At 66.1% G+C, this 21,537-nt stretch carries 18 protein-coding genes, 1 tRNA gene and 1 pseudogene; 1 reads left to right on the forward strand and 19 read right to left on the reverse strand.

All coding sequences use genetic code 11. The annotated features are described in order from the left end of the window. Window positions 1-103: 103 nt before the first annotated feature. The 7 genes and pseudogenes from WD184_04515 to WD184_04545 all read right to left on the reverse strand — a co-directional run bounded on the left by WD184_04515 (window position 104) and on the right by WD184_04545 (window position 6,725). Complete coding sequence (locus WD184_04515) at window positions 104-493, reverse strand: response regulator (GenBank protein ID MEX0826002.1); 390 nt, start codon at window positions 491-493, stop codon at window positions 104-106. Window positions 494-610: 117 nt separating this feature from the next. After that, a complete protein-coding gene (locus WD184_04520; GenBank protein ID MEX0826003.1) occupies window positions 611-2,038 on the reverse strand; it encodes a VWA domain-containing protein in 1,428 nt (475 codons plus the stop codon). Then, window positions 2,038-2,901 (reverse strand): MoxR family ATPase, encoded by an 864-nt coding sequence (locus tag WD184_04525; protein ID MEX0826004.1) that lies wholly within the window; start codon window positions 2,899-2,901, stop codon window positions 2,038-2,040. Before WD184_04525 ends, WD184_04520 begins: the two co-directional genes overlap by 1 nt. 82 nt (window positions 2,902-2,983) lie before the next feature. Next, window positions 2,984-4,258, reverse strand: a complete 1,275-nt coding sequence (gene obgE, locus WD184_04530; protein ID MEX0826005.1) for a GTPase ObgE — start codon at window positions 4,256-4,258, stop codon at window positions 2,984-2,986. 19 nt (window positions 4,259-4,277) lie between these two features. Next, complete coding sequence (gene rpmA, locus WD184_04535) at window positions 4,278-4,532, reverse strand: 50S ribosomal protein L27 (GenBank protein ID MEX0826006.1); 255 nt, start codon at window positions 4,530-4,532, stop codon at window positions 4,278-4,280. Between the two features lie 259 nt (window positions 4,533-4,791). Further along, a pseudogene (gene rplU / locus WD184_04540) lies at window positions 4,792-5,091 on the reverse strand (50S ribosomal protein L21). Window positions 5,092-5,207: 116 nt separating this feature from the next. After that, window positions 5,208-6,725, reverse strand: a complete 1,518-nt coding sequence (locus WD184_04545) for an Rne/Rng family ribonuclease (protein MEX0826007.1) — start codon at window positions 6,723-6,725, stop codon at window positions 5,208-5,210. A 295-nt stretch (window positions 6,726-7,020) separates the two neighbouring features. On the opposite strand from WD184_04545, the gene WD184_04550 reads away from it, so the two are divergent. Then, window positions 7,021-7,617 carry a thymidine kinase gene (locus tag WD184_04550; protein ID MEX0826008.1) on the forward strand — a complete coding sequence of 199 codons (597 nt, stop codon included), beginning with the start codon at window positions 7,021-7,023 and terminating at the stop codon, window positions 7,615-7,617. Window positions 7,618-7,623: 6 nt separating this feature from the next. On the opposite strand, the gene rodA is transcribed toward WD184_04550, so the two are convergent. From rodA to WD184_04610, 12 genes are all read right to left on the reverse strand, one after another. Next, window positions 7,624-8,772, reverse strand: coding sequence for a rod shape-determining protein RodA (rodA, locus tag WD184_04555; protein MEX0826009.1), 1,149 nt, complete (start codon window positions 8,770-8,772; stop codon window positions 7,624-7,626). After that, window positions 8,769-10,730, reverse strand: coding sequence for a penicillin-binding transpeptidase domain-containing protein (locus WD184_04560; GenBank protein MEX0826010.1), 1,962 nt, complete (start codon window positions 10,728-10,730; stop codon window positions 8,769-8,771). Before WD184_04560 ends, rodA begins: the two co-directional genes overlap by 4 nt. Next, the gene (gene mreD / locus WD184_04565) at window positions 10,727-11,239 is read right to left on the reverse strand and encodes a rod shape-determining protein MreD (protein MEX0826011.1); all 513 of its coding nucleotides are present in this window, start codon (window positions 11,237-11,239) and stop codon (window positions 10,727-10,729) included. Before mreD ends, WD184_04560 begins: the two co-directional genes overlap by 4 nt. Continuing rightward, on the reverse strand, window positions 11,236-12,207 hold the full coding sequence (gene mreC, locus WD184_04570) for a rod shape-determining protein MreC (GenBank protein ID MEX0826012.1): 972 nt from the start codon (window positions 12,205-12,207) through the stop codon (window positions 11,236-11,238). Before mreC ends, mreD begins: the two co-directional genes overlap by 4 nt. Window positions 12,208-12,220: 13 nt before the next feature. Continuing rightward, window positions 12,221-13,240 carry a rod shape-determining protein gene (locus WD184_04575; protein MEX0826013.1) on the reverse strand — a complete coding sequence of 340 codons (1,020 nt, stop codon included), beginning with the start codon at window positions 13,238-13,240 and terminating at the stop codon, window positions 12,221-12,223. A 109-nt stretch (window positions 13,241-13,349) separates the two neighbouring features. Next, the gene (gene ndk, locus WD184_04580) at window positions 13,350-13,748 is read right to left on the reverse strand and encodes a nucleoside-diphosphate kinase (GenBank protein ID MEX0826014.1); all 399 of its coding nucleotides are present in this window, start codon (window positions 13,746-13,748) and stop codon (window positions 13,350-13,352) included. Between the two features lie 120 nt (window positions 13,749-13,868). Further along, entirely contained in the window at window positions 13,869-15,098 is a 1,230-nt protein-coding gene (locus WD184_04585; GenBank protein ID MEX0826015.1) for a folylpolyglutamate synthase/dihydrofolate synthase family protein, read from the reverse strand. Window positions 15,099-15,157: 59 nt separating this feature from the next. Beyond that, window positions 15,158-17,746, reverse strand: a complete 2,589-nt coding sequence (locus WD184_04590) for a valine--tRNA ligase (protein ID MEX0826016.1) — start codon at window positions 17,744-17,746, stop codon at window positions 15,158-15,160. A 169-nt stretch (window positions 17,747-17,915) separates the two neighbouring features. After that, a complete protein-coding gene (clpX, locus tag WD184_04595; GenBank protein MEX0826017.1) occupies window positions 17,916-19,190 on the reverse strand; it encodes an ATP-dependent Clp protease ATP-binding subunit ClpX in 1,275 nt (424 codons plus the stop codon). An 18-nt stretch (window positions 19,191-19,208) separates the two neighbouring features. Continuing rightward, window positions 19,209-19,823 carry an ATP-dependent Clp protease proteolytic subunit gene (locus WD184_04600; GenBank protein ID MEX0826018.1) on the reverse strand — a complete coding sequence of 205 codons (615 nt, stop codon included), beginning with the start codon at window positions 19,821-19,823 and terminating at the stop codon, window positions 19,209-19,211. Beyond that, window positions 19,823-21,244, reverse strand: coding sequence for a trigger factor (tig, locus tag WD184_04605; GenBank protein ID MEX0826019.1), 1,422 nt, complete (start codon window positions 21,242-21,244; stop codon window positions 19,823-19,825). The genes WD184_04600 and tig overlap by 1 nt, the downstream gene beginning before the upstream one ends. 109 nt (window positions 21,245-21,353) lie before the next feature. Continuing rightward, window positions 21,354-21,428 (reverse strand) — tRNA-His (locus WD184_04610). Window positions 21,429-21,537 lie beyond the last annotated feature (109 nt).

Raw genomic sequence — 21,537 nt, forward strand, 5'->3', positions numbered from 1 at the left:
GGAGAGTCGGTTAGAAGACCCACAACCGACGTGCGACTTGGCCGGCCGGAGGCCGGCCCAAGGCGGCCAAAGGCCGCCCGGCCGCCCGGAGACTGGAGACTGATTACGCGATCGCTTGGGCAGCGGGGCCCGCGAGCAGCCCGAGGGCGACGCTACGCAGGTCGTCCGGGCGGAACGGTTTGGTGAGAAAGGCGTCGGCGCCACCGCGGTCGGCTCGCTCTCGCGTCTCCTCCTGGGCGTGGGCGGTCAGCACCAGCACCTTCATGCCCCGGGTCCGAACATCCGAGCGGATTCTCTCGAGCACTTCCCACCCATCCATTCGCGGGAGGCCCACGTCGAGGATCAGTAGGTCGGGCCGAGTAGTCAGGGCCGCCTCGAGGCCGGTGGGGCCGTCTGACCGCGTCTCGACCTCTACGCCCGCGGGGCGGAGGCATACCGAGATCAACCGCTGGATGACGGCTGAGTCCTCGACCACCAATACACGCTGAGCCACTGCTGCGACCTTTCTCTGATCTAGTGAATGTATCGACCCCCCGCTCCAGCGCCTTGAGCCGGGCGGGCCGATACCCCGATCTGCGGGGGGCCATTCGCCTGGGCGACGACGGACTAGTCAGACGAGACGCCTCACCGGCCGACTGACGGGGATCGCCACCTTCTCGACGAATCTCTCGAGTTGGCGAAGGCTCCTCACCTCGTGGACCTCATCACAGACCGCGGCATAGGCGCCCATCACCGAATCGCCGGTGTCCCAGTACCGGCGCCGCTCGGGGTTCAGCCAGTAGACCGACCGCGCCACCGAAGCGATCCGGGCGAGGGCCGCCGGGTTGGGATCGTGGTAGTTGGTGCGAGCGTCGCCCGTCACGATGACGATGCTCCTTGGGGTGATCGCCTCGAAGTGATCGAGCACAAAGGTGCCGAACGCATTGCCGTAGTCGCTGTGCCCGTCGAGCCACACGACTTCCGCCTCGGTGCCCACCCTCCGCAATGCCTCGGTGAAGTCGACTCCGGGTCCGAAGAATCGGGTGACCTCGTCGATCGTGTCGATGAAGGCAAAGGTCCTGACCCGATTCAGCTGCGCGGCGATGGCGTAGACGAATTGCATGGTGAATCGGGCAAACGTGGCTACCGACCCGCTGATGTCGGTGAGGAGCACGATCTCGGGTTTCGTCGGTCGAGGTGTGCGGAATCGAGGGTCGATGGGCACTCCCCCGGTCTGCAGCGACGACCTGACGGTTCTCCGCACGTCCAATCGCCCGTCCCGCCCTCGCCGCCTGCGCCGGGCGAGGCGGCTCGCCAGCTTCCGGGTGAGGGGGTGTACCGCCGCCTCGACCCGGGCGAGGTCGTCGCGAGACGCCGTGGTCAGATCGAGGTCTTCCACCAGGGGTCGCCGCAGCGTGCGGGCAACGGCCTGCCGGCCGCGATCCGCCACCAGCCGCCGCCTGATCTCGGCCCGAAGCGCCTCCCGGAACTCCTCGAGCCTGCGTTCTACCTCCTCCGCGGTCAAGCGCGACTCGATCGGGGACGCCCCCGGGGTCTCGAGCTCGTCACGCAGCCGCGCCCCCACCTCATCCAGCTCGAGCCGTCGGAGGACGCGATACAGGTAATACGCCCCGCCGACCGGCCGGCCCGGTTCCATCCCGGCAAGCCGGGTCACCGCTGACCGCACCACAGACTGCATCAGGCCGAGGTCGCCGTCGCGCAGCGAGCTGAACAGTGCCGCCACCAGGTCCTCGACCTCGCTGGCTCCGGCGCCCGCTCCCCCCGACCCGGAAACGGCAACCTGGTCGTCAAGCGCCCGGCGATCGGCATCCTCGCCTCCGGGAGGCATCAGGGCGAAAAATGCCTCGAATGCCGCGTCGAACGCGTCGATATGGCGGGCGCTCTTCACGAGGGTGGCGCCGAGGGCCGCCTTCAGCGACAGTCGGGATTCGATGTCGACGTGCTCGAGTGCTCGGGCTGCATCGACGGCTTCCACCATCGAGACCGGGACACCGGCCTCGCGTAGTTCGCCGATGAAGGCGGTCAGAAAGGCAGCCATCAGCCTGCCGCAGTGCCCTCGGTGAGGCCGGCGGCCACCCGCTCGATGTCGGTTTGGTGCTTGAGCAACACATTGAGGGTGTCGCCGATGACGGCCTCGTCGATATCGGCGACACCGAGGGCAATCAGGGTGCGCGCCCAGTCGACCGATTCACTGACCGACGGCGGCTTGCGCAGGTTCTGGGCCCTGACCCCGGCGACGAACCTCGCCACCCGATCGGCCAGGGCAGCGGCGAGCCCGGGTACCCGGGTCAAGAGGATCTCGCGCTCGCGTTCGATCGTCGGATATCCGATGTGAAGGAAGAGGCAGCGCCGTTTCAGCGCCTCCGACAGTTCGCGAGTGTTGTTGGAGGTGAGGTACACCGCCGGGAGGCTCGACGCCCCGATCGTCCCCAACTCGGGGATCGAGACCTGAAAGTCACTGAGGACCTCGAGCATCAGGGCTTCGGTCTCGACCTCGACCCGGTCGACCTCGTCGATCAACAGCACCACCGGTTCCGGCGAGCGGATTGCCTCGAGCAGCGGCCGGGTGAGTAGAAAGTCCTCCCCGAATATGTCGGCCTCGATCTCTAACCACTCGCGGCCCTGGTCGGCCTGCAGTCTCAGCAGCTGCTTGCGGTAGTTCCATTCGTACAGAGCCTTCGACTCGTCGAGACCCTCGTAGCACTGCAGCCGGATGAGCCGCTTGCCGGTGGCGCCGGCGACGGCCTTCGCCAGCTCCGTCTTGCCGACCCCGGCAGGCCCCTCGACCAGCACCGGCTTGTCGAGCCGATCGGCCAGGAAGACCACCTGGGCGATGCGGTCGTCGGCCAGATAGCCCTGGGCGGCGAGGGCAGAACGTACCGCCGAGGCATCTGAGAACATCATCGGATCGTGACGGTCTGGCACAGAGGGGAGTGTATGAAGACCCGGGCGCCGAGGATGCCTGAGGGTTTGGTGCTCGGCCTCACGACGACTTCTCGTCATCGATATCGGGGTCACTGAACTCGAAGACGACGTCGCCGATTCGAACCTCGTCGCCGGGCAGTGCGCCCGCCTTGCGGAGAGCTTCGTCGACACCCGCTCGGGAGAGCCTCCTGGCGGCGAATCCGGCCGCCTCCGGCTTGGTCAGGTCGTCCAGCGCCACCGCCCGCTCGGCCACCTGCCCCTCGACGACCCACCGGCTGCCGTCGTGGTGGATCTCGAAGCCCCGCGGGCTCGGTCGATGCAGCACGTACCCCTCGGCGTCGGGCACCTCCCGCTCCACCCGCTCCACCGCATCGCCGATGGCATGCAAGAGCCCGTTGATTCCCTCACCGGTGACCGCGGAGATCGCCCGCGCCGCGACACCGATTGCAGCAAGCGCCGCGATCGCCACTGCGGCTTCGGGAAGGTCCGCCTTTGACACCGCGACGATCTCCTCCCGCGCCGCCAGGCGGGGGTCATGGTTCATCAGTTCCTGGCGGAGGATGCCCAACTGACGCACGCAATCGACCTCCTGGAGGGTCGAAGGGTCGAGCAGCACGACCAACGCCCGGGCCCGTTCGGCGTGGCGCAGGAACCGATGGCCCAGCCCTCGACCCTCGGCCGCTCCCTCGATGAGACCCGGAATGTCTGCAAGCACGAAACGACGATCATCAATCTCTACCACGCCCAGATTCGGCTCCAGTGTGGTGAACGGATAGTCGGCGATCTTGGGGCGGGCGGCCGAGACCCGGGCGATCAGGGTGCTCTTGCCGGCATTGGGGAATCCGATCAGAGCGGCATCGGCGATGAGCTTCAATTCGAAAGTGAAGTCGGCCTCGGGTCCGTACTCACCCTGTTCGGCGAACGCCGGCGCCAGCGCCTTGGGACCGGCGAGAGCGACGTTTCCCTTGCCGCCGCGGCCCCCCCGCACCAGAACCACCCGCTGTCCCGGGCGGGCAAGATCGGCGATCATCGTGCCGGCGTCGTCGCGAATCACCGTCCCTGGTGGGACCGCAAGGACCAGGTCCGACCCCTGCCGCCCCTGCTGAAAGTCGCCCTTGCCGTGGGTTCCAGACTCGGCGCGCCGGTGGGGACGCCGCTGAAAGTCGAGCAGCGTCGAGACCTCGGAGTTGGCCTCCGCGATGACATCGCCCCCGGCCCCGCCCGATCCGCCCAAAGGCTTGCCTCGCGGGCGACCGCGGACGCGCTCGAATGCGACGATCCCCGCGCCGCCATCACCGGCGCGAAGGTGAACGGTGACCTCGTCGACGAACACGGCTCAGCCGAGCCGCGGACTATTCGCCGGCGAGGACGCTGACTTCGCGGCGTCCTCGCCGCGAGCCATAGCTGACGACCCCGTCGGCAGTGGCGAAGAGCGTGTCGTCGTTGCCGCGGCCGACGTTGCGACCGGGGTGGATCTTTGTGCCGCGCTGCCTGACGATGATCGACCCGGCCGTCACTTCCTGGCCGTCGAAAACCTTCGAACCGAGGCGCTTGGCGTGTGAGTCACGGCCGTTCTTGGTCGAACCGCCGCCCTTGGTCTTCGACATCTCAGGACTCCTTCTTGGGCTTGGGCTTGGCCGCAGCGGGCTTCTTGCTCGCCGCCGGCTTCTTGGCCGCCGCGGCAGTCTTGGCCGCAGGCTTCTTGGCCGCAGGCTTCTTGGCCGCTGCGGGTTTTGCTGCCGCGGGTTTGGCTGCGGCGGGTTTGGCCGCCGCGGGTTTGGCCGCCGGCGGCGAATCCTTGGGGGCGTTCTCCTTCGAGGCGTCCTCGGTGGTCGCGGGTTCCTTGGCTGCCTGCTTCTTGGGTAGTTCGATCTTCAGGACTTCGAGGGTCGTGTACTTCTGGCGGTGCCCGCCGCGCTTGCGGTAACCGGTCTTTGCCTTGTACTTGAAGATCTCGATCTTGTCGCCCGCCGACTCCCCGACGACCTTGGCGGTCACCTTTGCCGACTTGAGCTCGTCACGGCTCGAATAGACCTTGCCCTTGTCGTCGACGACGAGCAGAGGGGTGAAGCTGAGCTCGCCGTCAGCGCGCACGCGCTCGACGTCGATGACGTCGCCTTCGCGCACTTTCGTCTGCTTGCCGCCGGAGCGGATGATGGCGTACATAGTCAGAGGTCCTAAGGCCGGGAGGTGTAAATCCTAGCCGATAGCCACCAGCCACCAGCCACCAGCCAGATATGCCTCTTGCTATGGGCCGTGGGCTGTGGGCTGTCGACTTCCCGCTATTCGCCGTCCGCCGGCATGGCGGCGCCGACGGTGGCCGCTTCCGCAAAGAGGACCACCCCGCGGCCGGCGCAGGTCGGGCACAGGTGAGAAAACGACTCGAGGAGGCCTTCCGACTCGTTTTTTCGGGTCATCTCGACGAGCCCTAGGTTGGAGACCTCGAACACCTGGGTGCGGGTCTTGTCTCGAGCGAGCGCCTCCCGCAGCCGTCGCAGCACGGCTTCTCGATTCTTCGAGATCTCCATGTCGATGAAGTCGATCACGATGATCCCGCCGATGTCGCGCAGCCGGAGTTGGTGAGCGATCTCCTCGGCCGCCTCGAGGTTGTTCTGCAGCACGGTTTCTTCGAGATTGGAGTGCCCCACGAATCGACCGGTGTTGACGTCGATCACCGTGAGCGCCTCGGTCCGATCGATGACGATATGGCCGCCGGATGGCAGCCAGACCTTCCGTTCGAGCGCCTTGCGGAGTTGGTCCTCGACATGGAATCGTTCGAAGATCGACATCTCTTCCTCATACAGCGACACCTTGGTGAGAAGGTCCGGGTCGGTCTCCTTGAGATACCCGATCACCTCGTCGTGGACTGCGGGGTCGTCGATGAGGAGGCGCCGAAACTCCGAGGTGAAGTGCTCGCGGATGACGCGGATCACCATCGGGGGCTCCTCGTAGACCAGTCGGGGCGCTGCTCCCTGCGGCACTGATTGATCGATGTCGGCCCAGATGCCGAGCAGGCGTTCGATGTCGGCGGAAATCTCCGCCTTGGTGGCGCCCTCGGAGGCGGTACGCATGATCATCCCGAAATCGCCGAGGTCCATCTCGGCGGTGAGCTGCCGGTGGATCTCCTTGAGTCGGTCGCGCTCGGCGTCGCCGAGGCGGCGGCTTACCGACGGCGAGGTGACGTTGGGGTCGAGCACGACGAACCGGCCAGAGAGGCTCACCTCGTTGGTGAGACGTGCCCCCTTGTGGCCCATGGCGTCCTTGACCACCTGCACGAGTACCTCGTCGCCCACCTTCAGCGCCTTCTCGATCCGGGGGCGACGGCCATCCTTCGCCGCCTTGAGGTCCCCGGCGTAGAGCACCCCGTTCTTCGGTTCGCCGAAGTCGATGAACGCCGCCTCCATGCCGGGAAGCACGTTGCGAACCTTGCCGACATAGATGTTGTCGGTCAGCGAGGGGCGATCGGATCGGGCGACGTAGTGCTCGACCAGCAGTGCGCCCTCCAGCACGACGATCTGGGTCTGATGGGGGGTCCGTCGCACCAGCATCTGCTTGCGCTCGGTGCTCGGCGGCGGAGTGATGATCTCCGGCTCGGGGCGAGACTCGCGCCGTGTCCGTCCCGTGCGCCGGGGCTCCCGGGGCTGACGGCCCCGCTTCGCGGGTGCCGGCGGCGTGACCTCGCGGACACGCGTGATTTCGACGGTGCTACCGCCGAAACGCCTTGTGGTCTTCTCCTCGACGGCGGTGTCCCCCACGCCGCGGCGGATGATCTCGACACGCTTCTTCTTGAACAAACCCATAGGAAAGCCCCTTCGACGCCCGCGCCTGCGGGCCTGTGGTTGGAAAGGCACGCCGGTCCGGCGCGCCGATGTCCGTCCGCGGGACGGCCGACGAAGAAGGTCGGTCGGCGCGATCGACGGAGACGGACATGAACATTCGAAAAACTCCGGTCTCGACGGAGCGGGCGGGCGGTTTGACCACCGGGCCGCGCCCACGGCGGCTCACAATAGCAGTGGCCCCCCTGGGTCCCGGCATTGCCGCCCTTGATGCTTTGGCTCCCCGAGTGACGGGCTCTCTCCCTGTTAGGTTGGGGGGATGGACCGGAGAGACGATCGCGGCTGGGTAGAAGTCATCTGCGGCCCGATGTTCTCCGGCAAGAGCGAAGAGCTCATTCGCCGCATCACCCGGTACAAGATCGCCCGCCTGGCCACCCAGACCTTCAAGCCCGTGATCGACGACCGCTACGCCGCCGACCAAGTGGTCTCCCATTCATCGCTGTCCACCGCCGCAGAGCCGGTGGCCGACAGCGCCGAGCTGCTGAGCCGGGTTCTCGATCGCACCGTCGTCGTGGGCATCGACGAAGCACAGTTCTTCGACGATGGGCTGGTGGAAGTCGTGGCGATGCTCGCCGAATCGGGGAAGAAGGTCATCGTCGCCGGCCTCGATCTCGACTACCTGGGGAGACCGTTCGAACCTATCCCCACGCTGATGACCCGGGCCGAGTACGTCACCAAGAGCCTCGCTGTGTGCCACCGGTGCGGCGGGGCCGGTATGTTCACCCAGCGGGTGATCGCCTCTGATGAGCTCGTGGTGCTAGGGGCCGAGGGTGCGTACGAGGCACGGTGTCGCTACTGCTACGACCCGTCCGAAGGGCAGCAAGAGCGCCTCGAGATCGGATCGGTTCAGGGCTAGGGAGCGTCAGTTCCGCGGAACGGGGCTGCGGGTCATCCAGATCGAGTTCACGATCCCCACGCTCACCGCCATGGCGATGTAGAAGGATCCCCCGAACGACAGAAATGGCAGGGGAAGGCCGGTCACCGGGAGCAACCCGACCGCCATTCCGATGTTCACGAAGACGTGAAACCCGAACATCGCGGCGATCCCCGTCGCCGCCAGTTGTCCGAATCGATCGCGGGCACCCGCGGCGACGATCAGCATTCGCCAAATGAGGGCGGCATAGAGGCCGATCACCAGGGTGCCGCCGACGAACCCGAGCTGCTCGGCAACCGCGGTGAATATGAAGTCTGTGGTCTGGGACGGGACGAATGCCAGGTTGGTCTGAGACCCCTCGAAGAGACCCTGGCCGAACATGCCGCCGCTGCCGATGGCGATCTGGCTCTGGTTCTGGTTGTAGTTGACCAGCAGTGTCTGCTCGTTGGGGTTGAGGAACCCTTCCAACCGCTCCAACTGGTAGCCGCGCAGGAGGTCGAGTTCCACCGCGAGCCCGAGCGCGACGATCGCCAGGACGATCAGCATGACCAGCTGCCGAACCGTGGTGCCTGCGACGAACAGCATCACGAACGTGACGAACGCAAAGACGAGCATCGTGCCGAGGTCTGGCTGGAGAAAGATGAAGATGGCCGGGAAGCCCACGAGGGCCCCCACCTTGAGGAGTCGAAGCCACTTCATCCGGCCCTCCTCGACCGGAGCCAGCATCAGGGCGAGTGCCAGGATCACCCCCACCTTCGCCACTTCAGACGGTTGGAGGTCGAACAGCCCCAGCGAGATCCACCGCTGGGCCCCCTGCCGCAGCGCGCCGATCGGGCTGAGCACCGCCAGTAGCAGGACGACCATCCCCGCGTATAGATACGGCGCGGCGAGCTTCCACACCCGGTCCGAGACCAGGGAGGTGACGATGAGGACCCCCGCACCCAGACCGACGTAGATCATTTGTCTGAGCATTTGGGAGTTCCGGCCCAGGCCTGCCGCCTCGAGACGCGGACCCGAAGTGCTCAAGATCATCAGCAGCCCCAACGCGCTGAGCACGGCGGTGATCCCGATCAGAACGAAGTCGGGCCGGGAGCGCCTGGGCCGCGGCCTGAGATCGATGGCGGAAACGCTGCTCATCGCTCGGTATCGTCCCCGGCCCGGAGCGGATCAGGCTGCTCGCCCATCAGATATTGAAGGATGCGGCGGGCCGCCGGCGCCGCCACCTGACCGCCGGATCCACCTTGTTCGATGACGACCGCGACGATGAACTGCGGATCGCTCAGAGGGGCACCGCCGACGAACCAGGCCGTGTCGACCGCGGTGACGCCGTCTTCGGTGGCCTGGACGATCTCGGCGGTACCGGTCTTGCCCCCGACCTCTCGAAGGGGAGCGCACTCGCTGTCGGGAACATCGCCGCTACAGAAGCCCTCGAAGGCCCGGCGGGCGGTGCCGTTCTGGGCGGTGACCACTCCGTTGAGGTCCCGCTTGAGGGCGGCGACGGTGTCAGCGCCGATCGTGATCTTGCGGGCAACGCTCGGGGGGTTGGTGAACAGCACTTCGTTGTCGGAGTCGACGACCGTCGAAACCACCCGCGGCTCCCAGACCGTGCCGCCGTTGAGCAGCGCCGCATAGGCGACCGCCATCTGCAGGGGCGTGACCACCAGGGCCCCTTGGCCGGTGGCGATGTTCATCAGGTCGCCGCCCGACCATCCACCTTCTGACCGAACCAACTCGGAACCTGCCGCCTGGAGGTCCTGAAACCACTCACGATCAGGCACCCGGCCCGTGCCTTCGAACGGAAGGTCGATCTCGGTCCGCGCACCGAAGCCGAGATCCCGGGCCCAGTCCTGCAACAGGTTCTCGGACCACGCGATATCTCGCCCCTGCCAGATGGCGAGGGCGATGGACCAGTAGTAGGTGTTCACTGATTCGATCAGCGATGAAGACAACCCCACGAAACCGTGACCGCCGTCCTTCCAGTCGTTCAGAGGAGGCGTGTTGGTGAAGAGCAGCTCACCGTCGCTGAAGAAGGCGAAGGGGTCTTCGGTCTGGTCGACGACGTCGCGGTACTCCTCCTCGACGATCGGCGAGATCAGCTTCTCCAGCGCCAGGGCATACACGATCGCCTTGAACGACGACCCCGGCGGGTAGTTGCCCTGCATCGCGTAGTTGTTGAAGACTTCTTCCTGCCGAAGGTCGAGCCACTCCGACTCGGTCAGCTGGCCGTCCGAGAAGATGATCGGGTTGAATGCCGGGACCGAGGCCATCGCGATGATCGACCCGTCGCGGGGGTCGATGATGACTGCGGCAGCTCGCTTCACATCCTCACCCGATGCCGCCGCCAGGGCCATCGCCTTGAGGAGGGTGTCCTCGACGAACCGTTGCACATCCAGGTCGATGGTCGTGACCACGCTGCCGCCGGGGCGGGGGGCGGTCTCTTCGAGGACGCCAAGGATCTCTCCCCGAGCATTCACGCTGTATGTGATCTGACCGGGGGTGCCCCGGAGCAGGCTGTCGTAGGAACGCTCGACGCCGAACCGGCCGACGCGGTCGTTGGGTTCGATCCCCACCCGCCCGAGATCGTCGGGTCCGGGCGCGCCGATGTAGCCGATGATGTGGGCCGCGGTCTCTCCGAGCGGGTACACCCTGAATGGAACCGGTTCGATCGCCACGCCCGGGAACCGCTCGATGTTCTCGAGCACGAAGACGGCGGTCGATTGCCCGATGCCGTCGCTGACCGGGAAGCGGGCACCGGAGCCGCGGTCTACGAACTCCTGCCGGATCTCGGCAGCCGGAATACCGAGAAGGGCGGAGAGATTCTGAATCAGCCCCTCTTCGCGCTCCAGCGGTATCAGCTTCCGGTCGACAACGATCCGCAGCGTGGCGACGGTCCCGGCCATGATCTCGGTGCCGTCGCGGTCGAAGATGTCGCCACGTGGGGGCTCGATCGAGACGATGCTGATCCGCTGACTGGCGGCGACATCGAGCGAAGCCTCGACATCCGTCACCTGGAGGAACCACATCCTGAGGACGAGGATCCCCAACAAGGCGCTCAGCGCGACCCCAACCGTGGCGATCCGCCAGGCGGGCCTCATATCTTGAACGCGGCACTTCTACGGCGGGCGACCCCCAGCGTCCATGTGATGAACGGGAGGATCAGGGCCGCCAGCAGAAGGTTGTAGAGCGAAGGGAGCAAGATCTTCCTCACGATGCCCGCGTCGGCGAGAGTCTTTTCCCCGAAGATCGTACCGACGACCGAAAACAGTGCGAGGGCACCGGCGGTGACCCCGAACACGAAGGGGCCGAGCAGGCTGAAGTCGTCCTCGAGCCGATCGCGGAACCGCAGAACGAAGTAGGCGGCCGTGGTCATCACCAGGGCCCACAACCCGAGGGCGGACTCGGCGAGGAGATCTTCGAGGAAGCCGGCGAAAAAGGCCAGGCCGAGGGCGTATTCGGCCGGGAGATGCCTGGCATAGGCGATCACGACCAACACCACCAGGGCGGGAGCGGCATTGAACAGCCGGATGCTGGCAAAGAAGGTCGTCTGCAGGGCCACCGCGGCCACCACGATGATCACCGCCAGGATCAGGCGACGCGCCTTCACGGTGCCGTCGTGGTCGTCGTGGTTTGCGCCGACGTGGTGGTGGTGGTCTGCACCGGGTCGTCGGGACCCCCCTCAGCCGGGTCCCCTGGATCAGCCGGCACCTGGGTCGGCAAGCGGTCGGCATCCTCGAAACCGTCGACGCCGGCCTCATCCCGGGTGAAGATCAGCACCTTGACGAAGTCGATCCGGGTCACCCCCGCCACCGGCTCGGCGGTGGTCCTGAGGGAGAATCCGACCTCGGAACGGGCGGCCTCCGTCACCCTGGCTACCGGGATTCCGGCCGGGAAGCGCCCGTCGGCGCTGACCAGCAGGTCGCCCTCGACCACCGAGGCGTCGGTGCTGAGCAGTTCCAGCGACATCGGCCCACCCCCCCGCCCGGTGAGCACCCCGGTCTCGCCGGTGCGCTCGACCCGCACCCAGATGCGCATGGTGGGATCGGTGATCAAACGAATTCGGGCCACCGAACCGGTGACGGCCACCACCCGGCCGATCAGCCCGGCCTCATCGACCACCGGCATGTCGAGACCGACGCCATCGTTGCTGCCCCGGTCGATCACTCGGGTGTGGTCGAACTCGGACACCCCAACGGCCAACACCTGGGCGGCCACGGAATCGAGACCCTGGGGAGGCTTGATGCCGAGCAGCGCCTCGAGTTCCGACACCCGCACCTGAACGCTCTCGGTCTCCTGCAGCTCACGCTCGAGTTCGGAGACACGCTCTCGAAGGGCGAGGTTCTCCTGGCGGAGGCTGAACATGTCGGAGATGGTCTCGAAGAAGTCGGCGAACGGCCGGGTCACCGTCGCCACCACCCGTTGCACCGGTGCGAATGCGGCCTGGGTGCCGTCACGGAGCGTCGATCCGATTCCTTCGCCCGAGGCGCGCAGGTCGATGGTGACGAGCGCCAGCGAGAGGACGATCAGCCCGATGAACATCCCGGTGGGACGGTCGAGGTTGCTTGGCCGCCACATAGCGGCCCCTTACCTAGTTCCCGCCACCGGTCGTCGTCAGGACCTCCTGGAGCATGTCGAAGTCCTCGAGGCATTGTCCGGAGCCGAGCACGACCGAGTGGAGTGGACGATCGGCGGTGATGACAGGAGTGCCGGTCTCATTGGCGATGCGTACATCGAGGCCGCGAAGCAGCGCGCCACCACCGGTGAGGACGATGCCCCGTTCCATGACGTCTGAGGCGAGCTCGGGTGGCGTCTTGTCGAGGCAGAACTTCACCGCATCGACGACCCCGGCGACCGGCTCCTCGGTCGCCTCCCGCACTTCGGCGGCGGTGATGATCACGGTCTTCGGCAGCCCGGTGACCAGGTCTCGCCCGCGAATCTCGGCGTTGGGCTCATCCGAAAACGGCCAGGCCGAGCCGATCGCCATCTTGAGCTGCTCTGCGGTGCGGTCGCCGAGGAGGAGGTTGTACTCCTTCTTCACCCAGTTGACGATGGACTCGTCGAGTTCGTCGCCACCGACCCGGGCGCTGCGGGAGACGACGATGCCGCCCATCGAAATGACCGCGACCTCGGTAGTGCCACCTCCGATGTCGACGATCACCGAACCGGTCGGCTCGTGGATGGGCAAACCAACGCCGATGGCGGCGGCCATCGGCTCTTCGATGGTGTACGCCCGACGGGCGCCGGCGTGATAGGCAGCCTCTTCGACAGCCCGCCGCTCGACGCCGGTGATCCCGGACGGTACGCAGATGATGATTCGGGGCCGGGCCCAGCGCCGGGGCTGCACCTTCTTGATGAAGTAACGCAGCATCTTCTCGGTGATGTCGAAGTCGGCGATGACCCCATCGCGCAACGGCCGGATCGCCTGAATGTGAGACGGAGTGCGGCCGATCATCCGCTTCGCCTCGAGCCCCACGGCGAGCGCACGGTTGTCGCGGGTGTTTATCGCGACAACCGACGGCTCATTGAGCACGATCCCCTGGCCGCGAACATAGACCAACGTGTTCGCGGTACCGAGGTCGATTGCCATGTCACGGCTAGCCAGCGACATCAAACCCGACGCCATATCCGCCCTTGGTGGAGTGCGGGGAGTGTACCGCCCCTGAGTATTTGAGCGTAGAGCAAGAAATCGAGCCGGGAAACCCTGGGATTCCTGGCGATCAGTCGAAGAAGAGGGCCAGTTCACGCTCGGCACTGGCGGGGGAGTCGGAGCCGTGGACGATGTTCTCGGTGATCACCGTGCCGAAGTCGCCCCGGATGGTCCCCGGCGCGGCATCCAGCGGGTTGGTGCCACCCATGACCGACCGGGCAACGGTGACCGCGGAAGGTCCAGACCACTCCATGGCGACCACCGGTCCCCCGGTGATGAACGAGACCAATTCCCCGAAGAAGGGCTTGTCGGCGTGCTCCCCGTAGTGGCGCTTCGCCATCTCCTCGGGGATCGTCACCATCCGCATCCGCACGAGGACCAGGCCCTTCCGCTCGAGGCGGGAGATGACCTCACCTACGAGCCCCCGCCGCACGCCATCAGGCTTGATCATGACGAAGGTGTTCTCCATTGGGGAAAGGGTAGGCGGGTGAGGCCAGTCTCCAGTCGCCAGTCCCCAGTCGAGGAAGGCGGCCGAAGTCCGCCTGGGACGGGAGGCCCCGTCCTGCTGGAGACTGGAGACTGGGGACTTCTAGGCCACACCCAACGCGCGCCGCGCCTCGCCCACTACGTAGATCGAGCCCGTAACCAGCACCGGAGTGCCAGTGGCCCGGGCGGCGGCGACGGCCGCGGCGACACTGGGGTGGGCGGTTGCCGGCACCCCCAGGTGCCGGTGCGCCAGTTCGGCCATCTCGTCGGCAGGCAACGCTCGAGGCGATTCGGCGGCGGCGGCATGCACCTGGCGTACCAATCCGCGGAGATGGCCGAGCATCGTGGTGATGTCCTTGTCCGCCATCGCGCCGATCACCGCGCTCCACTGGATGCCGGGGAACTCCTCCCGCAGCGCGGCGGCGAGGCTGGCCATCCCGTCGGGGTTGTGGGCCCCGTCGGTGAGCACGATCGGGTCACGCTGGAGGATTTCCATCCGGCCCGGCGATGTCGCCGTCGCCGCAGCCTCCTGAACCGCCGCCTCGTCGAGGGGCCGGTCGAAAAAGGCTTCCACGGCAGCCACGGCGGTGGCGAAGTTGGTGATCTGGTGGCGGCCATGCATCATCAGCCGCAGACCCTCGTATTCCCGATAGGCCCCGGCGAGGTCGAACTCCCAGCCGCGGTCAACGGCCCGAGCGTCTTGCACGACGAACTCCTCGCCGAAGCGGAGCCAGCGTGCCCCCTGCTCCTGCGCCCGGGCCTCGGCCACCGTCAACCCGTCGGGAACCAGATCCCCCGTCACCAACACCGCACCCTCGTCGAGGATGGCCAACTTCTCAACCGCGATCTCGGACACGGTGTCCCCCAGGTACTCGGTGTGTTCGAGGCCGATGTTGGTGACCACCGCCACCGCCGACGTCGCCGCGTTGGTTGCATCGAGCCGGCCGCCGAGCCCCGTCTCGATCACCGCCACGTCGACCGCAGACTCGGCGAACCATGCAAAGGCCAGGGCGGCGGTCAGCTCGAAGTAGGTGATCAGGTCGCCGGTTCGCTCCTCGAACAGGTCGACGATGGGGGCGATCTCGGTGATCGCCGCGGCGAATTGGTCGGCCGTCATCGGGAACGCGTTCAACTGATACCGCTGCTCGACGTTGTCGAGATGGGGCGAGGTGAACAACCCGGCATCCAGGCCGTGGGCGGCCACGAGGGTGGTGATCATCCGGGAAGTCGACGTCTTGCCGTTGGTGCCGGCAACGTGAATGATCGGGTAGCCGGCGTCGGGGCGCGCCAGCATGTCCAGCAGCCCCGAGATGCGCTCGAGGCCCGGCTTCACGCCGCGCCCGATGTGGGCGTCGAGATACGCGATGGCGGCGGCGTGATCCGTGGCGATTCCTAACCGAGGCCGGCCCGGCGGCGATCCAGTTCGGCGAGCGTGCCTTTGAGGTCCTCGACCCGGGCACGCTCCTTCGCCACAAGGGCCGGAGGTGCCTTGGCGACGAACTCTTCGTTGCCGATCTTGCGAGCGGCGTGCTCCAGATTGGACCGGGCCTCCGCGATCTCCTTGTCGATGCGAGCGCGCTCGGCCTCGGTATCGACCACGCCCGCCAGCGAGATGTATCCGTGCACCGAGCCCGCCGTCATCGGCGCGTGCTCGCCGCTCGGGGCCTCCTCGACCACGACCGGCGTCACCGATGCCAACGCCGCAAACTGCCGTGGCCACCAATCTGCGACGACACCCTCGGGGTCGACGAGGGACAGATCCAAGGGGTGACGAGGCGCCAACCCGTGCTCCGCGCGGAAGCGTCGAACCGCGGCGACCAACTCCTGGAACACCTCGAAGGCAAGGGGCGCCTCGAATGCCGGCGGAGCCGGCCATTCGGCGGCGGCGATGAAGCCCTCCCCCACCAGATGTGACCACAGCTGCTCGGTCACATATGGCATCACCGGATGGAACATCTTGAGGATGTCACGCAGCACCACCCCCAGGGTCTGTCGCGCCTCGGATGCATCGTCGTCTCGCAGCGGCGCCTTCGTCAGTTCGATGTACCAGTCGAACGCCTCCGACCAGGCAAAGTTGTAGGCGGTGGCGTACGCCTCGCCGAATCGATACTCATCGAGCATCCGATCGACCCGCCCCACGGAATGGGCGAGCCGCGCCAGGATCCACTGGGCCTCAGGCCCCGGATCTTCCGGATAGCCACCGACCGCAGGCACCTTGCCGACCTCCAGGTGCTCGGTGGCAAAGCGAACCGCGTTCCACAACTTGTTGCCGAACCGGCGGGCGGCATCCACCCACTCCTCCTGGAACGGAACGTCCTGACCCTGAGCGGCCGCCTGGACCAACGCCAGGCGAAGCGCGTCCGCACCGTGCCTCTCGACCACATCCAGGGGGTCGATGGCATTGCCGAGCGACTTCGACATCTTCCGGCCGTCGTCGGCGCGCACCAACCCGTGGATGACGACGTCGGGAAAGGGGATCTCTCCGGTCAGGTGGATCCCCAACTTGATCATCCGGGCCACCCAGAAGTAGATGATGTCGAATCCGGTGACCAGGACCGAGTTGGGATAGAACCTGCGGAAGTCCTCGGTGTCCTCGGGCCAACCGAGGGTCGAGAATGGGAACAACCCGGACGAGAACCAGGTGTCGAGAACGTCTTCGTCCTGGCGAAGCGCCGTCGACCCGCATCCGCATCCAGTGGGGTCCTCCATCGACACGATCACCTCGCCGCACGCTTCGCAGTACCAGGCCGGAATCCGATGACCCCACCAGATCTGCCGCGAGATGGTCCAGTCGCGCAGGTTCTCCATCCAGTTGAAATACGACTTCTCCCACCGGTCGGGGATGAACCGAATCTCGCCCCGGCGAACGGCCTCGATCGCCGGCCCCACGAGCGGCCCGACGCTCACAAACCATTGGAGCGAGAGGTAGGGCTCGATGGGAGTGGCGCATCGATAGCAGTGGCCCACCGAGTGGGTGTGCGGCTCGGACGAGATCAGGTATCCGCCCCGTTCGAGATCGGCCACCACCTTGCGCCGGGCGTCATACCGGTCGAGCCCGGCGTATGGCCCGCCGGCTTCTGTGATCACCCCGCCCTCATCGATCACGGTGATCGGCTCCAGACCCTGGCGCGAGGCGATGTCGAAGTCGAGCGGATCGTGCGCCGGGGTGACCTTCACCGCCCCGGTGCCGAACTCAGGGTCGACGGCGTCGTCGGCGACGATCGGGGCCACCCGGCCGATGAGCGGCACCGTGACGGTGCGACCCACGAGGCCGGCGAACCGCTCGTCGGCAGGATGGACCGCGACGCCGGTGTCACCGAGCATCGTCTCGGGCCGGGTCGTCGCGACCCGGATGCCGCCATCGCCCTCGGTGAACGGGTATTCGATCGTGACCAGGCGCCCCTCGATCGTCTCGTGCTCCACCTCGATGTCGCTCAGCGCAGTGCGACACCGCGGGCACCAATTGATGATTCGATTGCCGCGGTAGATCAACCCTTCGTGATAGAGGTCGACAAACACCTTGCGCACCGCGTGGGAGAGCCCCTCGTCCATCGTGAAGCGCTCACGCGACCAGTCGGTGGAGAATCCCATTCGGCGAATCTGTTCGGTGATCCGCCCCCCCGAGGTCGCCTTCCATCGCCACACCTGCTCGATGAACGCCTCGCGTCCCAGGTCCTCCCGGGTCAGACCCTCGGCAGCGAGCTCGCGCTCGACGACGTTCTGGGTGGCGATGCCGGCGTGATCGGTGCCGGGCAGCCACAGCGCGGCGTAACCCTGCATTCGTTTGCGGCGGATGATGACGTCCTGCAGGGTCTGGTCGAGGGCGTGCCCCATGTGGAGGGAGCCGGTGACGTTCGGAGGAGGGATGACGATGCAGAACGGCTCGCCATCCCGGTTCAGCTCAGGCCGAAAGACCCCGGCTTCTTCCCAGCGGGAGTACCAACGCGCTTCGACCCTCTGCGGGTCGTACGCCGGGTCCATCGGTTCCAGTCATGAGAAGTGAGAGCATAGGGTATTCGCAATCCGGGTCCACTGTTCAGATAGGCGATACGCAATTCGCGATCCGCGATACGACGGAACCGGTCAGAAGCGCCGGAGCGCGACTCTGTCGTATTGCGAATCGCGAATCGCGAATTGCGGCGCTCGGCTCCTAAGCCGAGCGCTCCTCTGGCACGCTCTTCCCGATGTCGGCCATCGGGATCAGGGTGGGGTTGACCCGCTCGCGCACGACCTCGCCGTCGATGACGACCCGGGCCACGTCGGAGCGGGACGGCAGCTCGTACATCGTGTTGAGGAGAACCTCTTCGAGTATTGCCCGCAGCCCGCGGGCGCCAGTCCCGCGCAGCAACGCCTGGTCGGCGACGGCGACCAGGGCGTCGTCGGTGAACACCAACTCGACCCCGTCCATCTCGAAGAACTTGCCGTACTGCTTGATCAAGGCGTTCTTCGGCTCGATCAACACCTTGATCATCTGCTCCTTGTCGAGGTCGTCGACCGTGGCAAGCACCGGGAGCCGCCCGATGAACTCGGGGATGAGACCGTACGACATGAGATCCTCGGGCAGCACCTGAGCGAGCGTGTTCCCGTCGCGCGTCTTCTTGGCATGCACATGGGCATCGAACCCGATGGTCCGCTTGCCGATCCGGTTCTCGATGATGTGCTCGAGGCCGGAGAAGGCCCCGCCGCAGATGAACAGCATGTTGGTGGTATCGACCTGAAGGAACTCCTGGTGCGGGTGCTTCCGCCCGCCCTGAGGCGGTACCGAGGCCACCGTCCCTTCGAGGATTTTCAGCAGCGCCTGCTGCACGCCTTCCCCCGACACATCGCGGGTGATCGAGGGGTTCTCGGCCTTGCGGGCGATCTTGTCGATCTCGTCGATGTAGATGATCCCCGTCTCCGCCTTCTTCAGGTCGTAGTCGGCGGCCTGAATCAGCTTCAAAAGGATGTTCTCGACGTCCTCGCCCACGTAACCGGCCTCGGTGAGGGCGGTGGCATCGGCGATGGCGAACGGGACGTTGAGCATGCGTGCCAGGGTTTGTGCGAGCAGCGTCTTCCCGGACCCGGTGGGACCGATCAGCATGATGTTCGACTTCTGCAGCTCGATGTCGTCCTTGGGCCTGGCGCCGGCCCGGACTCGCTTGTAGTGGTTGTAGACCGCCACGGACAGGACCCGCTTGGCACGGTCCTGGCCCACCACATAGCTCTCGAGGAAGGTGTGGATGTCTACCGGCTTGGGCAACTCGGCGAACGGGGTCTCGTCGGTGGTCGCCAGTTCCTCTTCGATGATCTCGTTGCACAGGTCGATGCACTCATCGCAGATGTACACGCCGGGACCGGCGATCAGCTTCTTGACCTGCTTTTGCGACTTGCCGCAGAACGAGCACTTGAGGAGGTCGCCGCCGCTCCCCTCACCGAACTTGGTCACTTGAGATCTCCCTTCGGCCTAGCCGACGGCCTTCAACTCCCGGCCTTCGAGCACGGTGTCGATGACGCCATAGGTTCGGGCCTCATTTGCGGTCATCCAGAAATCTCGCTCCGTGTCGGCCTTCACCTTTTCCACCGCGTTGCCGGTGTGGAAGGCGAGAATCTGGTGCATCTCCTCCTTGACACGGAGGATCTCGCGGGCGTGGATCTCGATGTCAGTCGCCTGCCCTTCGAGCCCGCCGATGTGGGGCTGATGCAGCATGATCCGCGCATGGGGCAGCGCGAATCGCTTGCCAGGCGCTCCTGCGGCGAGCAGCACTGCGGCCGCGGACGCAGCCTGGCCCATGCAGTAGGTGGCGACGTTCGGCTTGATGAAGTGCATGGTGTCGTAGATCGCCATGAGCGAGGTCATCACGCCTCCGGGCGAGTTGATGTACAGGGCAATGTCCTTATCGGGATCGTCGCCCTCGAGGTGAAGCAACTGCGCCATGATCAGATTGGCGACGTTGTCGTCGATCGGTGTGCCCAGGAAGATGATCCGTTCCTTGAGCAACCGGCTGTAGATGTCGAACGCGCGCTCGCCGCGGCTGGTCTGCTCGACGACCGTGGGAACCAGATAGCTGTTTTCGATCATTACTCGACCTCCGTGGGCTCGGGCACAATTCCAGTTGCGTCCACCGACGCCTTCTCACCTTCGCCCTCGTCATCGTCTCCTGTTTCACCCGTTTCGTCACCGGGTGTTGCCGGAGCCGGCAACTCGATCTCGTTGCCTTCTTCGTCGACCGGGACGGCCAACTCGAGGAGTCGGTCGACGGCCTTGCGCCGGAGGATATCACCCGACAGTGCTTCTCCCTGGCCACCTTCTTCGAGGGCCGCGCGGTAGTCGTCGACCGACACCTTCGCCACGGCAGCGAGAGCGGCGATCGCCTCGTCCAACTCCGCCGCAGTCACTTCGATTCCTTCAGTCTCGGCCACCGATTCGAGGAGGATCCGCGAGCGGAGGTTGAGCGATGCCTGCGAGCGAAGGTCTTCTGCAAAGCCATCACGACTTTGACCGGTCAACTCGAGATAACGATCGAGCTCGATTCCCTGGGTCTCCAGCCGGTGGGCGAATCGGTGAAAGACGGAGTCCATCTCGGCCTCGACGAGCGAATCCGGGAGCTCGAGTTCGGTGTCCTCGATCAGCTCCGCCAATAGGCGTCCCTCGAAGTCGGCCCGCAGGCCTCGAAGTCGAATGGAGCGAATCTGCTCGGTGAGTTCGGCGCGCATCTCGGCCACGGTCTCGAACTCCGACACTTCCGACACCCAGTCATCCGTGAGCTCGGGAAGCCGCTTGGCTTTCACCCCTTTGACGAGAACCCGGACCTCGACCGCGCGCCCACCCTGCTCCCCCATCTGCGCCGGGAGCACCGAGGGGAACTCGAGAATGCGGCCGGATGCACTGCCACGGAGCGCCTCGTCGAGACCCTCGAGCAATGACCCCGACCCGATCTCATACAGCATGTCGGTCGCCGAGCCGGCGGCGAAGTCCTCACCGTCGAGGCGGGTCTTGACATCGGCGAGCACGAAGTCGCCGTCGAACGCTTCGCGGGAGACATCCTCCAATTCGGCGAACTGGTCACGCATCCGCTCGATCTGGGTGTCCACATCGTCATCGGTCACTTCCGGCCGGGCGATCTGGATACGCCGGCCTTCGACGGCGGGCAGCCGATCGATGGTGGGCCACAGCGTGATCCTCACATCCACCTCGACACCGCCGTCGGTGTCGCGCACCTCCTCCAAACGCGGGAACACCACGGGCAACAAGTCCGTGTCCCTGATGGCGGCGGCCAGGGCCTTCGGAATCGCATCGTCGATGGCCTCCCGGCGGAGGGTTGCCGAGCCAACCATCGACTCGACGACTTTGAGCGGTGCCTTGCCGGGACGGAATCCCTTGATCTTGGCGTCTTTGGCGAGACGGCCGGCCGCCGACCGCTTGCCGGCCTCGAGGGCGGCCGCGTCGATGGTGAAGGTGAGGATCCGCTCGAAGCGGCCGACCTCCTTGACTTCGCTCACATCCCTCCCGGGTCAGAGACAAAACGCCGAGACGGCCGAGAGCATACGGCACCGGTAACCCCGTCCTGCGGGTGCCCCGTGGCGTCTGCGCTCGGCCGCCTCGCTTCGGGGTGACCGAGGGGACTTGAACCCCCGACCTCCAGGGCCACAACCTGGCGCTCTAACCTGGCTGAGCTACGGTCACCATGCGGGACCCAACGGCCCCAAACCTCCAAGGCCGCAACCCCAGGGCTCTAACCCTGGCTGAGCTACGGTCACCATGCGGGACCCAACGGCCCCAAACCTCCAAGGCC

It is taken from the genome of Acidimicrobiia bacterium (assembly GCA_040878325.1).
Lineage (GTDB): Bacteria > Actinomycetota > Acidimicrobiia > Spongiisociales > UBA11373 > JAUYIV01.